Origin of the sequence: Accumulibacter sp., from assembly GCF_023806565.1 — a bacterium.
Classification (GTDB): Bacteria; Pseudomonadota; Gammaproteobacteria; order Burkholderiales; family Rhodocyclaceae; genus Accumulibacter.
Map to the genome: position 1 here is coordinate 23,736 of NZ_JAMTDV010000139.1, position 13,541 is coordinate 37,276.

Sequence of the window (13,541 nt, forward strand, 5' to 3'; positions counted from 1 at the left end):
TGCGCGCGGGGGAAGCACCCCGACTCCGCTACACGCGTGCTTGTCACCTTGCACGCGGCGTTCCCGCGCCGAACAGCAAGAAGGCGCCGCGAGTCGCTGCCAGACCACGGTTGTATCGCCTCCTCACTCGTACGCCGGCAGCCTGAGTTCGAAGACTGTCAGGCCGTCGCTGGAGGAGACTGTGGCGTCGCCCCCATGCGCGCGCATGATCGAGCGCGTGATCGCCAATCCCAGTCCCGCGCCTTCGGAATTCCTCTGTCGTGACGGGTCGGCCCGGTAGAAACGGTCGAACAGCCGTGGGAGATGTTCCGGGGGAATGGTGACGCCAGTGTTGGTAACCTCGACTTTCGCAAGTCCATTGGAGCAGGTCAAGGCCACCTCCACACGTCCGCCTTTCGGAGTATGCCGGAAAGCGTTTGAAAGAAGGTTTCCCATGGCTCGCCGCAGCATCAACCTATCCCCTGGAACCTCTGCTCGTCCCCTCACGGACAGCTCGACACAATTCTCTTCGGAGACGGCCTCATAGAATTCCAGAAGGCCATCGGCCTCTCTGCGCAGATCAACCGCCTCCGTGGCGGCCACAACGAGATCGTTCTCAGCCTTTGCGAGGAAGAGCATGTCGGCCACTGTCCGCGAGAGCCTCTCGAATTCTTCGGCGTTTGAGGCCAAGACGTCCCGATATTCGTCGCTTGTCCGAGCCATCGAGAGTGTCACCTGTGTCTGGGTAAGGAGGTTGCTCAGCGGAGTGCGCAACTCGTGGGCCAGATCCGAAGAGAACTCCGATAGCCTTCGGAACGACTCTTCGAGCCTCTCAAACATCTCGTTGAGGGTTCGGGCGACCTCAGCCAACTCATCGGGAAAGGCTTCAGCGCGCAGCCTGCGGTCCAGGCGGTCGGCTGTGATCTCTGCGGCGTCCCGGCAGATGTCACGCAGGGGTGCGAGTCCCTGGCGGGCTGCAGCCCAGCCGAGCAACCCGCTGGCCACAGCCGCGAGCGCCACGACGCTCCACAGGATTTCATCAAAGGAGCGCATAAAGTGCTCGTGAACGTCCAGTTCGGTGGAAACTGCCACAATCGCCGGGCCCGATGGCCCCGGAACCTTTGTGGCCAGTCCGCGGAAAGAGTGTCCCTCGGCGTCCACCCATTTCAAGGGGCGATACGCCGGATGCCTCCCCGCCATTTTCAGTTCGGCCGGAAATTTGGCGTCGCCATACGAGTAGATCTTCGCGCCGTCCGCGTCCCAGACCTCCACGGCTAATCCGTGGTGTCCAACAAGAGCCGCCTCCAGACGTGGGCGTAGAGTGACCACGTCCGCATCGCCCAGGGCGCGTCCCACGAGTCTGATTTTTCCGCTGAGCAGTTCGGCATCCATTTCCTCGAAATGGCGCTCAACAAGGGACCCCACCACGAATCCGAGGGCCAGCAAAACCGAGGTCGATACCAACGCGAAAAGGAATGTCAGTCGAAGCGTGACGGACTTTCCCTCGAACGGCGTCAATTCCCTTCGTCCTCGATTACGTAGCCCATGCCTCGAGCCGTCCGGATCAGTTTGGGCTCGAAACCGTCGTCCACCTTTGAGCGCAGGCGCCGGACCGCCACTTCGATGACGTTGGTGTCGCTGTCGAAATTCATGTCCCAGACCTGCGAGGCGATGAGCGAGCGAGGAAGCACTTCTCCCCGCCGGCGCAGCAGCAGTTCCAGCAACGAAAATTCCTTGCTGGTGAGGTCGATCTTCTTTCCCCCACGCGTCACCCTGCGGCGGCGCAAATCAAGCTCGAGATCGGCGACAGACAGGACTTCCTCCTCGCGCGCCTTCGAACCCCGGCGCAGCAGGGTGCGCACCCGGGCGAGCAATTCGGCGAAGGCGAACGGCTTGACGAGATAGTCGTCGGCGCCGAGATCGAGTCCCTTGACCCGGTCGTCTACAGAATCGCGGGCGGTCAGGAACAGCACTGGCATGTCCTTGCCGGCCTTGCGGACGCCCTGGAGCACCCGCCAGCCGTCGATACCCGGAAGCGTGACGTCCAGGACGGCCAAATCGTAGGCCTCGGTGAGAGCCAAATGCAACCCGTCCAGGCCGTCACGGGCCAGATCCACGACAAAGCCCGCCTCCGTAAGTCCCTGTCTGAGATAATCGCCTGTCTTGGTCTCGTCTTCCACGACCAGTATCTTCACGCTTTTCTCCCGAATTTCGCACTGGCCCATTGTGCGCCGGCTGCCTGCTTCCGATGCAGATCCTTACCGAAATGTAATTCCGCCGTCAGCCTTTCGTTATGTGCGACGGGTCAGAATCCGGCCGGACAATCCCCGGAAGTCCCACCCATGAAACGAATCCTGCTCGGTGCGCTCGGTGCCGTTGTTCTCGCGGCCGTCTCGGCGATGGCCGCCGTCAGCCTCGGCCTCATTCCCTTCTCGGCCGACGAGCCCCATTCGGAGGCCGTCCGCTCCCTGATCGTTTTCGCCAGGGAGAGATCCATCGCGATGGCTGCTGTCGGCGTCACCATCCCCGACGACCTCGCCTCGCCCGAACGGATCCGCCGCGGGGCCGGCAACTACGAGGCCATGTGCGCGGGCTGCCACCTCTCGCCGGGCGCCGCGGACACGGAAATCCGCAAGGGCCTCTACCCGCAGCCAACTAACCTCTCAACGAAGGCCGAAGGCCAAGCCGTCGAGGCTGCGGACGCCAGGCGCTTCCAGATCGTCAAACACGGTGTCAAGGGCTCCGGCATGCCGGCCTGGTCAAAGGGCGGCATGGACGACGGCGCGATATGGGATCTGGTGGCGTTTGTGCGCGTCCTCCCCGACACGTCGCCAGCGGGCTACCGCGCCTTGGTGGAGGTCAGCGACGGCCACTCGCACGCGGGCATGGAAGGAATGGGTCACGAACATGGGCAGCACGACCACGGCGCCCATCCCCACGCGCATGCGGGGCACGACCACCATGGACATTGATTACACGAATGTAATCCGGCGGTCAGCCTCCCGTAGGAATTGGAAAGCCAAACTGCCGACATCCGAAACGACAGGAGCGACGCCATGAACCGATTCGCCAAAACCCTCCGACCACTCTTGCTGCCCCTCGCCCTGGCCGCCCCGGGCTTCGCCTTGGCCGACGCCGCGGTCCGCGTCGAGGTCTTCAAGAGCCCCTATTGTGGCTGCTGCGAGAGGTGGGTTGAGCAGATGCGCAGGAACGGCTTCGAGGTCGTCACCAAGGACGTCCAGGACGTTCCGGCCGCCCGTAGGGCTGTCGGCATGCCCGACCGCTACGGCTCGTGCCACACCGCCAAGATCGCCGGCTACGCCATCGAGGGCCATGTGCCGGCCGAGGACGTGCGGCGACTCCTCCGGGAGAACCCCAAGGTCGTCGGCCTGTCGGGCCCGGGCATGCCACAGGGTTCCCCCGGTATGGAGACCGTCACGCCCAAACCCTACGACACGCTGCTCGTCCGCGCAGACGGTGGCTACGAAACCTTCGCCAAACACTGACCGAAAGAGAATCCGCGATGAACCTAAAAACCGCAGTTACCCACGGAAAATCCCGCTCATGCTTCGACAAGCTCAGCACGAACGGGATTTTTGCCTCTCACCCAGCGGGTGAGGCCCCGTTCGCCCTGAGCAGCCCGCGTAGCGGGCGTGTCGAAGGGTTCGTGTGTTTTCAACTGCGGTTTCCAGGATGAAGATCATCCTGATCGCAGCCTTTCTCGCCTTCGCGCTCACGTCCGGAGCGAACGCTGCCAACTCTACGGAGCGGAAGAAGTACGGAGACGGAGCCGCGGCCCGAAAGACCGACACCCCGCTGACCGAAGGCGTCGTCAAGAAAGTGGACAAGGCCTCCGGCAAGATCACGCTTACGCATGGCCCACTGCCCAATGGGATGCCCGGCATGACCATGGCCTTCAAGGTCAAGGAAACCGCCCGCCTCGAAGGCATCAAGGAGGGGGAGAAGGTTCTGTTCGCCATCGACGACGGCATGATGATCATCCTTCTCGAGGCAGCCAAGTAAGCGGCAATGGCAGCGAGACCGTTCCGTCTGCTTCCGGCCCTCCTCGCTTCGCTCTGGTTGGCGACCGAGGCCCTGTCGCAGGAAGCCGCACTCGGACGAAGCGTAGACAGCCTGCTCGAGCTCGCCCGCGGGAGCAACCCCGAATATGCAGCCGCGCAGGCGGAGGCCACCGCCGCCGGTGAGCGGGTGGTGCCCGCCGGGGCGCTGGCCGACCCACGCCTGCGGGTGGAACTGCGCGACATCACCCGTTCCGGCGAGCAGAACCCGACGATCTCGCCCAGCCGCGTCGGCAGTACCCGTTATCTGCTGTCACAGGATCTGCCCTGGTTCGGGAAGCGGGAACTGCGCCGCGAGATCGCCGAATTCGAAGCGGAGGGAGCGAAGAATCGCGCCAGCGGCACCTGGGCCGAGCTCGCGGCGAAGATCAAGACGGCGTACGCGCAGCGCTACTACGTCCAACGCAACCTGCAACTCATGCGCGAAATTCTCGACCTGACCCGGCGCCTCGAGAAGATCGCGCAGGCGCGCTATTCGGGCGGTCTCGCGGCACTCGCCGACGTGATCCGCGCGCAGGTCGAACAGACTGGCCTGCAGAGCGAACTGTTGGTTCTGGAGGGCGAGAGCCGGCAGCTAGACGCACGTATCAACGCCTTGCTGGCTCGGCCTGCAGCGGCGCCGCTGGCCGCGCCGGAACGCCTGCGCGCGCTGCCAGCGGCAGCGAATTTCGATCCGGCGACGCTCGAAGAGCGGCTGCGCGCCCGCAATCCGGTGCTGTTCGCCGAAACGTCCCGGGTCCAGGCGGCCGAGCGCAGCCGGGAACTGGTATACCGGAATCGCTACCCGGATGTCACGGTCGGCGCCGGTCCGATCCAGTACCAGAGTGCGATCCGGGAGTGGGAACTGATGGTCGAACTGAACCTTCCGCTGCAACTCTCGTCGCGCCGTTCGCAGGAGCGCGAAGCCGAGGCAACGCTGGCCGCCGCGCGGGCGCGCAAGGAAGCAACGGCCAATCAGTTGCTGGCCGAACTCTCGGAAAATCTCGTCGGCATCGAGACGGCGCGGCGTACCGAGTTGCTCGCTTCGACCAGCCTCCTGCCTGAAGCGGAACTCACCTATCGCGCCGCCCTCGCCGGCTACGAGACCGGCAAGGTCGACTTCGCGACGCTGCTCGAAGCGCAGCGAAAGATCCGGCAGGCCCGACAGAGCGAGATCAAGGCGCAAAGCGAAGCGCGGATCCGCCTCGGCGAAATCGAACGACTCCTGGGGGATGACCTATGAAACCCACCGCCGCCTTAGCCGTCGTCGGCGTCGCGCTGCTTGCCGCCGGCAGCGGCTACTGGCTGGGCAGTCACCCGGAGCCGACCAGCAGCGCCATCGAAACGTCTGCGCCCGCGGCAAAGCGCGGCAAGCTCCTGTACTACCGCAACCCGATGGGACTTCCCGACACTTCTCCGGTGCCGAAGAAGGACCCGATGGGGATGGACTATCTGCCCGTCTATGAGGGCGAAGAGGACAACACGCCGGCGTCCGCCAACCAGATCAGGATTAGCGTCGAAAAGGTGCAGAAACTGGGCGTGCGTACGGAGCCAGCGGTCCTCGCCCCAATCGAGCGGATCGTCTCCGCGGCGGGCCGAATCGAGCCGGACGAACGGCGCGTCTATACCGTCGCTCCGAAGTTCGAGGGTTACGTCGAGCGCCAGTACGTCAATGTCACCGGGCAGCCGATCGCCAAGGGGCAGCCCCTGTTCGAGGTGTATGGTCCCGAGCTGGTTTCCGCCCAGCGCGAGTATGCGATCGCGATGCAGGGGCTGGCCGCGCTGCACGAGGCTGAGCGCGACAAGCAGGCGGCGATGCGCGAAGTGGCGGAATCGAGCCTGCAACGCCTGCGCAACTGGGACATCTCCGAGGAGCAGATCAAGGTCCTGGCCAATTCCGGTGAGGTCCGGAGGACGCTGATCCTGAGATCGCCCGTCTCCGGCGTCGTCACCGAGAAGAAGTCCGTCCAGGGCATGCGCTTCATGCCGGGCGAGACGCTCTACCAGGTAGCCGACCTGTCCTCGGTCTGGGTCGTCGCCGACGTCCCCGAACAGGACGTCGGGTCGGTCTCCGTCGGTGCCAAGGCCAAGGTCTCCATCGACGCCTATCCCGACAAAGCCTTCGAGGGCACCGTCTCCTACGTCTACCCGACCCTTAAGGCCGAGACCCGCACCGTACCGGTGCGCATCGAACTGGCCAACCCCGGGACGCTCCTCAAGCCGGGCATGTTCGCCCGCGTCGAGACACGCTCCGCCGGGAAGGCCCGGGCCCTGACGATCCCCGCGTCGGCCGTCATCGACAGCGGTACGCGCCGGATCATCCTCATCCAGGCGGGCGAGGGCCGCTTCGAGCCGCGCGAGGTCAAGACAGGGATACGCTCCGGGGACCGCGTAGAGGTCCTCGAAGGGGTGCGGGAGGACGAGCGGGCGGTTGTCGCTGCCAACTTCCTCATCGACGCCGAAAGCAACCTCAAGGCGGCCGTCGGCGGCTTCGGCCATGCCGCGCACGGCAAGCCGGCGGATGGCGGCGCCAAGCCCGCGCCCGCGGGCCACTCGGCCGCCGGGAAGGTCGAGGGGACCGACGCCAAAGCGGGGACGGTCAGCATCGCCCACGGCCCCGTCGCCGACCTCAAATGGCCAGCGATGACCATGGAGTTCAAGGTCGCCAACGACGCGCTGATGTCATCGCTAAAGCCCGGTGCCGAGGTCTCCTTCGAGTTCGTCGAGCGCGCGCAAGGGGAATGGGTGATCACGCGGGTCACTCCCGCCTCCGGCGCCCATGCGGGCCACTGACGGGAGGGGCATGCTTTCGAAAATCATCGACTGGTCCGGACGCAACCGCTTCCTTGTCCTGCTGGCCACCCTGTTCGTGATCGTCGGCGGGACCGTCGCCGTGCTGCGCACGCCGCTCGACGCGCTGCCGGACCTCTCCGACGTGCAGGTCATCGTCTACACCGAGTATCCGGGACAAGCGCCGCAGGTGGTCGAGGACCAAGTCACCTACCCGCTCACCACGGCCATGCTCTCGGTGCCCAAGTCGAAGGTGGTGCGCGGCTTCTCCTTCTTCGGCGCCTCCTTCGTCTATGTCATCTTCGAGGATGGCACCGACATCTACTGGGCCCGCTCGCGGGTGCTCGAATACCTCAACTCGGCTGCCGGGCGGATGCCCAAGGGCGTCGTCCCCCAGATGGGCCCGGACGCGACCGGCGTCGGCTGGGTCTACGAATACGCCGTGCTCGCCAGGGACAAGACGCTGGCCGAACTACGGACGCTGCAGGACTGGTATCTGCGCTATCAACTGACCAAGGCCCACGGCGTCGCCGAGGTCGCCTCCATCGGCGGCTTCGTCCAGACCTACCAGGTCACCGTCGATCCGGTGAGGCTGCGCGCCTACGGGATCCCGCTTGCCAAGGTTTCGCAGGTCATTCGCGACTCCAACCGCGACGTCGGTGGTCGGGTGGTGGAGATGGCCGAGACCGAATACATGGTCCGCGGCAAGGGCTACCTGCGCGGCGTTCAGGACATCGAGAAACTCGTCCTCAAGAGCGACAAGGGAACCCCAGTGCTGGTGCGCGACGTCGCCCGGGTCGAACTCGTCCCGGACGAGCGCCGGGGCTTGACGGAACTGAACGGCGAGGGCGAGGTCGTCTCCGGCATCGCCATGGCACGCTACGGCCAGAACGCCCTCGAAGTCATCCACAACCTCAGGGAGAAGATCGCCGAGGTCTCCACTGGTCTGCCCGAGGGGGTGAGCATCGAGGCCGTTTACGACCGTTCCGAGCTCATCCATCGGGCCATCGACACCTTGAAGCGCACGCTGACCGAGGAGTCGATCATCGTCGCCTTGGTCTGTGTCGTCTTCCTGATGCACGTGCGCTCGGCCTTGGTCGCCATCGTGATGCTACCGGTCGGTGTGCTCATCGCTTTCATCGCCATGCGCCTGCTCGGCATGAACTCGAACCTGATGAGCCTGGGCGGTATCGCCATCGCCATCGGGGCCATGGTCGACGCCGCCATCGTGATGATCGAGAACGCCCACAAGCACCTTGAGCGGCTGCCCGAGGGCCACTCGGCCGCGGAGCGGGCCGAGGCGATGCTGGCCGCCTGCCGCGAGGTAGGCCCGGCCCTGTTCTTCTCGCTGCTCATCATCACGGTCTCCTTCCTGCCGGTCTTCACTCTCGAGTCCCAGGAAGGTCGGCTCTTCTCGCCGCTGGCCTACACCAAGACCTTCGCCATGGCCGGCGCGGCGCTGCTCTCCGTCACACTCGTGCCCGTGCTGATGGCCTTCTTCATCCGCGGCAAAATCATGCCCGAGCAAAAGAATCCGGTGAACCGCATCCTTATCCGGCTTTACCGGCCCGTCATCACCCGGGTAATGGAGTGGAAGAAGGCCAGCGTCGCGATCGCCATCCTCGCCCTGGCGGCCACGATCTGGCCGGCGTCGCGCCTGGGCTCCGAGTTCATGCCCACCCTCAACGAGGGCACACTGTTCTATATGCCGGCCTCGCTGCCGGGGATGTCGATCACCAAGGCGGCCGAACTCCTCCAGACCCAGAACAAAATCATCAAGAGTTTCCCCGAGGTCGCCTCGGTTTACGGCAAGGCCGGGCGGGCCAACACCGCCACCGACCCGGCGCCGACCGAGATGTTCGAAACGGTCATCAACCTTAAGCCCGAGTCAGCGTGGCGTCCCGGGATGACGGTGGACAAACTGATCTCCGAGATGGACAAGGCCCTCCAGTTTCCCGGCGTCTCCAACGCCTGGACCATGCCTATCAAGGCGCGCATCGACATGCTCTCCACCGGCATCCGCACCCCCATCGGGATCAAGGTCTTCGGCAAGGACCTGGGCGAGATGGAGCGCCTCGCCAAGGAGATCGAGTCTGTCGTCAAGGCCGTCCCCGGAACCACCTCGGCCTTCGCCGAGCGCATCACCGGCGGGTTCTACCTCAACGTGGAGCCCGACCGGGAGCAACTGGCCCGCTACGGGCTGGCCGTCGGTGACTTACAGGACGTCATCGGCACCGCCTTGGGTGGGGAGATGGTGACGACGACCGTCGAGGGCCGCGAGCGCTTCGCGGTCAACGTGCGCTACCTGAGGGAACTGCGCTCCGATCCCGACCGCATCGCCCGCGAGGTGCTCGTTCCGACCATGGACGGGGCCATGGTTCCGCTCGGCCAACTGGCCAGGGTGGAAATCGCCAAGGGCACCCCGGGCATCCGCACGGAGAACGCCCTGCTGTCGGCCTACGTCTACGTGGACATTCGTGACCGCGACATCGGAGGCTACGTGGCCGACGCCAGGAAGGCCGTCGCCGGGAAGGTCAAGTTCCCACCGGGCTACTACGCAACGTGGAGCGGTCAGTTCGAATCCATGGAGCGCGCCGTCGAGAAGATGAAGATCGTCGTTCCCGTCACGCTGCTGCTCATCTTCGTGTTGCTCTACCTCAACTTCAAGCGCCTGACCGAGACCCTCATCGTCATGCTCTCCGTGCCCTTCGCTCTCGTCGGCGGGGTCTGGCTGATGTGGGCCTTGGGCTACAACCTCTCCGTGGCCGTCGCCGTCGGCTTCATCGCCCTGGCGGGCGTGGCCGCCGAGACCGGCGTCGTCATGCTGATCTACCTCGACCACGCCTGGGAGGAACTCAAGGCGGCGAGACGAGCCGAGGGCCGGACGCCCGACCTCTCCGACCTCTACGCCGCGGTCATGGAGGGCGCCGTCGAGCGCGTGCGTCCGAAGATGATGACGGTCGTCGCCATCATGGCCGGCCTCCTGCCCATCATGTGGGGCACGGGCACCGGTTCCGAGGTCATGAGCCGGATTGCTGCCCCGATGGTCGGCGGCATGGTCTCCTCGACGATCCTCACACTCGCCGTCATTCCGGCCATCTACGCCCTGATCAAACAGTGGCGGTTGAGCCGGGGGCTGGAAAAATGAGTCCTCCGGCAACCCCAAGCCCCTTCGTCCACCAGCAAAGGAGAAATGCCATGAACGCCAAGACGAGGCTCGCGACACTCGCTCTGGGTCTCGGCCTGACCGTCCCGGCCCTCGCCAACGACGAGCACCACCCTGAGAAGGCCGCTGGAGCCTCTACCACCGCCACGGCCCCGGCGCCGAATGCCGACGCCAAGGCCATAGAAGCCAATGCCGCCAAACTTCAGGCCCAGGCCAAGCGAATTGCAAGAACGAAGCCGGGTCCCGAGCGCGACAGACTCGTCGCCGAGCACATGCGCTCCCTGCACGAGAGCATGGAGATGGCCAAGGGCATGATGTCCGGAATGGACATGGAGAACTGTCCGATGATGGAAGGCATGATGGGCGCCAAGGGCGTGGACGGCGCCGGGAAACCCTCGGGCGGATACGGCGAGCGCATGGACCGCATAGAGAAGCGTATGGACATGGTGGAGCAGATGATGAAGGGCGGGATGTCCAAGCCGTGAGCGGCCCGGATGGGACACCAAACATGGCAACGCCCGAGGGCCTCCGACCCGCCTGCTTGAGTCACGGCCCCCTGGAATGCCGTTGCGAAGGCTGCCTGCACGAAATCCGCTCCGGCGCCGGACCGGGCCGCGCGTTTCCCAAGGGGCTCTACGACCGGTTTGTGGAAGCCCTCTCCGAGGCTCTCGACATCCGGGAGATGGAGACGGGTGTCAGCAGCGGATGTAAATTGATACATCGCAGCGGTTGAAAGTTGATACACCGAGTTGAGAAGATCGGCGACTTTCTTGGGGCGCCGGTGATTACGAGAGAGGTGTATGTGGAAATGGAGGTCTTGAGGAAGCATGGATTCAGTCTGCGGCGGATTGCGGTGGAAGTGGGGTGTGCGGTGAACACGGTACGCCGGCACTTGGCAGCGGGCGGGGTACCGCGGTATGAGCGACGCCAACGGCGGGAGAGGCCGCAGAGCTCGTTCTATGCCACGAGGAGCGCCACGACGGCGGCGGTTACCCACGAGGGCTCAAGGGGGAGGAGATTCCTCTCGGGGCCAGGCTTTTCGCCGTCATCGACACGCTCGACACGATGACCTCCGACCGTCCCTATAGGAAGGCCATGCCCTTCGACGAGGCCAAGGAGGAGATCCTGCGCATGGGCGGCAGTCAGTTCCACCCGGACGCCGTCGAGGTATTCCTCCTCGAGGAGCCCACACTGCGCGAAATGGTCGCCGCCAAATGCAGCCTTCCAAGAACCTGATGACCCAAGAGGTGAACGACATGGCCGACATCGATCCCGTCTGCGGCATGACCGTCAAACTCGAGTCCCCCCATGTGTCGGACCACGACGGCGTCCATTACCGGTTTTGCAGCGGCAAATGCAAGGCCAGGTTCGACGCGGACCCTGGAAAGTATCTCGCACCGCGAGTCGAGGAGGCCACTCACGCGGGCACCGAATACACCTGCCCGATGCATCCGGAGGTTCGCCAATTCGGCCCGGGTTCCTGCCCCAAATGTGGCATGGCCCTGGAACCTGTGCTACCCGAGGCGGGGACCGAGCAGGACGACTCGGAATATCGGGACTTCCGGCTGCGCTTCTGGGGCAGCCTGCCGCTCACGGTCATCGTCGTCGTCCTCGCCATGGTCGGCCACCGCATCGGAACCCTTCCGGCCGCCGTCAGGACGTGGACGGAAATGCTCATGACGGCTCCCATCGTCCTTTGGGCCGGCGCCCCCTTCTTCAGGCGCTGTCTGGAATCCATTGTCCGACGCAGCCCCAACATGTGGACGCTCATCGGGATCGGCACCGGCGCGGCTTTCCTTTACAGCGTGGTCGCCGCGCTCGCCCCGGATCTCTTCCCTACCTCCTTCGAGGCCCACGGCCGCATTGGCGTCTACTTCGAGGCCGCCGCCGTCATCATCTCCCTGACCCTGCTCGGCCAGATGCTCGAATTGCGGGCCCGCGCCCAAACCTCGGAGGCGATCAAGTCCCTGCTCGGGCTCGCCCCGAAGACGGCCCGCCGGATCAACCCGGACGGATCCGAGGAGGACGTGGCCCTGACCCACGTCCATGTCGGCGATCTGCTGCGCGTGCGCCCTGGCGAGAAGGTGCCGACGGACGGCGAGGTGGTCGAGGGAGCGAGCGCGGTGGACGAGTCGATGCTCACCGGCGAGCCGCTCCCCGCGCCCAAGGCGCCGGGCGACAAGGTGATCGGCGCCACCCTGAACGGCTTCGGCAGCCTCGTGATGCGTTCGCAGAAGGTCGGCTCGGCGACCGTCCTCTCCCAGATCGTCCAGATGGTGGCCCAAGCCCAGCGTTCCAAGGCCCCCATGCAGCGCATGGCCGACGTAGTGGCTGGCTGGTTCGTCCTCGCCGTGGTCGGCGTCGCCCTGGCCAGCCTCCTTGGCTGGTGCCTCTTCGGCGGTGAGCGCGGCTGGCTCTTCGGCCTGATCAACGCCGTCTCCGTCCTCATCATCGCCTGTCCTTGCGCCCTCGGCCTGGCCACTCCCATGTCGGTGATGGTCGCCACGGGCAGGGCCGCTACCCAGGGCATCCTGTTCCGCGACGCGGCCGCAATCGAGCGCCTGCGCGAGATCGACACCTTGATCGTGGACAAGACGGGAACCCTGACTGAAGGCCGCCCTGCGTTCGAGCGAGCGATCGCCATCTCAGGCATTTCCGAGGACGAGATCCTGCGACTCGGGGCGAGCCTCGACCAAGGCAGCGAGCATCCTCTCGCCGACGCAATCGTCAAGGCCGCCCGGGAGCGTGGGCTCGATCTGGAGAAAGCCGAAGGCTTCGAGTCCTCAAGCGGGATCGGTGCGAGCGGCTCCGTCGGCGGCCGCAGACTCGCCCTGGGCAATGCCACACTGATGGCCCAGGTGGGCGTGGACGTCTCCCCTTTGACCGGTCCGGCCGAGGAACTGCGACGGGGCGGGGCGAGCGTCATGCACCTGTCGGCTGACGGCCGGCTGCTAGGGCTCCTCGCGGTTTCCGATCCGATCAAGGCCAGCACGCCGGAGGCCCTCTCGGCGCTGCGCCGGGCCGGGTTACGGGTGGTGATGGCCACCGGCGACGGCGAGACCACTGCCAGGGCCGTCGGGGCGAGACTCGGCATCGACGAGATCCATGGCGAGGTGAAGCCGGCCGACAAACTCGCCCTGGTCGAGCGTCTCCAGAAGGAGGGTCGCTTGGTCGCCATGGCCGGAGACGGCATCAACGACGCCCCTGCCCTCGCCAAGGCCGACGTGGGCATCGCCATGGGCACGGGGACGGACGTCGCCATGAACAGCGCACAGGTCACGCTCGTCAAGGGCGATCTGCGCGGCATCGCCCGCGCCCGTCTCATCTCGTCGGCCACCGTGGACAACATGCGTCAGAACCTCGCCTTCGCCTTTCTCTACAACGCCTTGGGCGTCCCCGTAGCGGCCGGCGTCCTCTACCCCGCGTTCGGGCTCGTCCTTTCCCCGATCATCGCGGCCGCGGCCATGAGTCTGTCTTCGCTGAGCGTGGTCGGCAATGCCCTACGTCTGCGTGCCGGGGGCGCCGAAAACCTTACCGAGAAGTAATCC

Annotated in this window: 10 protein-coding genes and 2 pseudogenes; 10 read left to right on the top strand and 2 right to left on the bottom strand. The window is 65.4% G+C overall.

Annotated features, from left to right (window positions below; all coding sequences use genetic code 11):
• Positions 1 to 123 precede the first annotated feature (123 nt).
• Positions 124 to 1,497: a heavy metal sensor histidine kinase gene (locus NFV80_RS17210; RefSeq protein WP_295331617.1), complete on the bottom strand. Its 1,374-nt coding sequence runs from the start codon at positions 1,495 to 1,497 to the stop codon at positions 124 to 126.
• On the bottom strand, positions 1,494 to 2,174 hold the full coding sequence (locus tag NFV80_RS17215) for a heavy metal response regulator transcription factor (RefSeq protein ID WP_295331618.1): 681 nt from the start codon (positions 2,172 to 2,174) through the stop codon (positions 1,494 to 1,496). Before NFV80_RS17215 ends, NFV80_RS17210 begins: the two co-directional genes overlap by 4 nt.
• Before the next feature lie 147 nt (positions 2,175 to 2,321).
• Between NFV80_RS17215 and NFV80_RS17220 the strand changes: the two genes are divergently transcribed.
• The 10 genes and pseudogenes from NFV80_RS17220 to NFV80_RS17265 all read left to right on the top strand — a co-directional run bounded on the left by NFV80_RS17220 (position 2,322) and on the right by NFV80_RS17265 (position 13,538).
• Entirely contained in the window at positions 2,322 to 2,951 is a 630-nt protein-coding gene (locus tag NFV80_RS17220; RefSeq protein ID WP_295331619.1) for a cytochrome c, read from the top strand.
• An 84-nt stretch (positions 2,952 to 3,035) separates the two neighbouring features.
• Positions 3,036 to 3,485, top strand: a complete 450-nt coding sequence (locus NFV80_RS17225) for a DUF411 domain-containing protein (RefSeq protein ID WP_295331621.1) — start codon at positions 3,036 to 3,038, stop codon at positions 3,483 to 3,485.
• Between the two features lie 187 nt (positions 3,486 to 3,672).
• The gene (locus NFV80_RS17230; protein ID WP_295331623.1) at positions 3,673 to 4,002 is read left to right on the top strand and encodes a copper-binding protein; all 330 of its coding nucleotides are present in this window, start codon (positions 3,673 to 3,675) and stop codon (positions 4,000 to 4,002) included.
• A gap of 6 nt (positions 4,003 to 4,008) precedes the next feature.
• Positions 4,009 to 5,280 (top strand): TolC family protein, encoded by a 1,272-nt coding sequence (locus tag NFV80_RS17235; protein ID WP_295331624.1) that lies wholly within the window; start codon positions 4,009 to 4,011, stop codon positions 5,278 to 5,280.
• Positions 5,277 to 6,830, top strand: a complete 1,554-nt coding sequence (locus NFV80_RS17240) for an efflux RND transporter periplasmic adaptor subunit (RefSeq protein WP_295331625.1) — start codon at positions 5,277 to 5,279, stop codon at positions 6,828 to 6,830. The genes NFV80_RS17235 and NFV80_RS17240 overlap by 4 nt, the downstream gene beginning before the upstream one ends.
• A 10-nt stretch (positions 6,831 to 6,840) precedes the next feature.
• Positions 6,841 to 9,975: a CusA/CzcA family heavy metal efflux RND transporter gene (locus tag NFV80_RS17245; RefSeq protein ID WP_295331626.1), complete on the top strand. Its 3,135-nt coding sequence runs from the start codon at positions 6,841 to 6,843 to the stop codon at positions 9,973 to 9,975.
• Between the two features lie 50 nt (positions 9,976 to 10,025).
• Positions 10,026 to 10,478 carry a hypothetical protein gene (locus NFV80_RS17250; protein ID WP_295331627.1) on the top strand — a complete coding sequence of 151 codons (453 nt, stop codon included), beginning with the start codon at positions 10,026 to 10,028 and terminating at the stop codon, positions 10,476 to 10,478.
• 296 nt (positions 10,479 to 10,774) lie between these two features.
• Positions 10,775 to 10,930 (top strand): annotated as a pseudogene (locus NFV80_RS17255) (IS21 family transposase); the annotation flags it as partial.
• Positions 10,931 to 10,935: 5 nt separating this feature from the next.
• Positions 10,936 to 11,229 (top strand): annotated as a pseudogene (locus NFV80_RS17260) (HD domain-containing phosphohydrolase); the annotation flags it as partial.
• Positions 11,208 to 13,538, top strand: a complete 2,331-nt coding sequence (locus tag NFV80_RS17265; RefSeq protein ID WP_295331628.1) for a heavy metal translocating P-type ATPase — start codon at positions 11,208 to 11,210, stop codon at positions 13,536 to 13,538. The pseudogene NFV80_RS17260 and the gene NFV80_RS17265, both read left to right, overlap by 22 nt.
• Positions 13,539 to 13,541 lie beyond the last annotated feature (3 nt).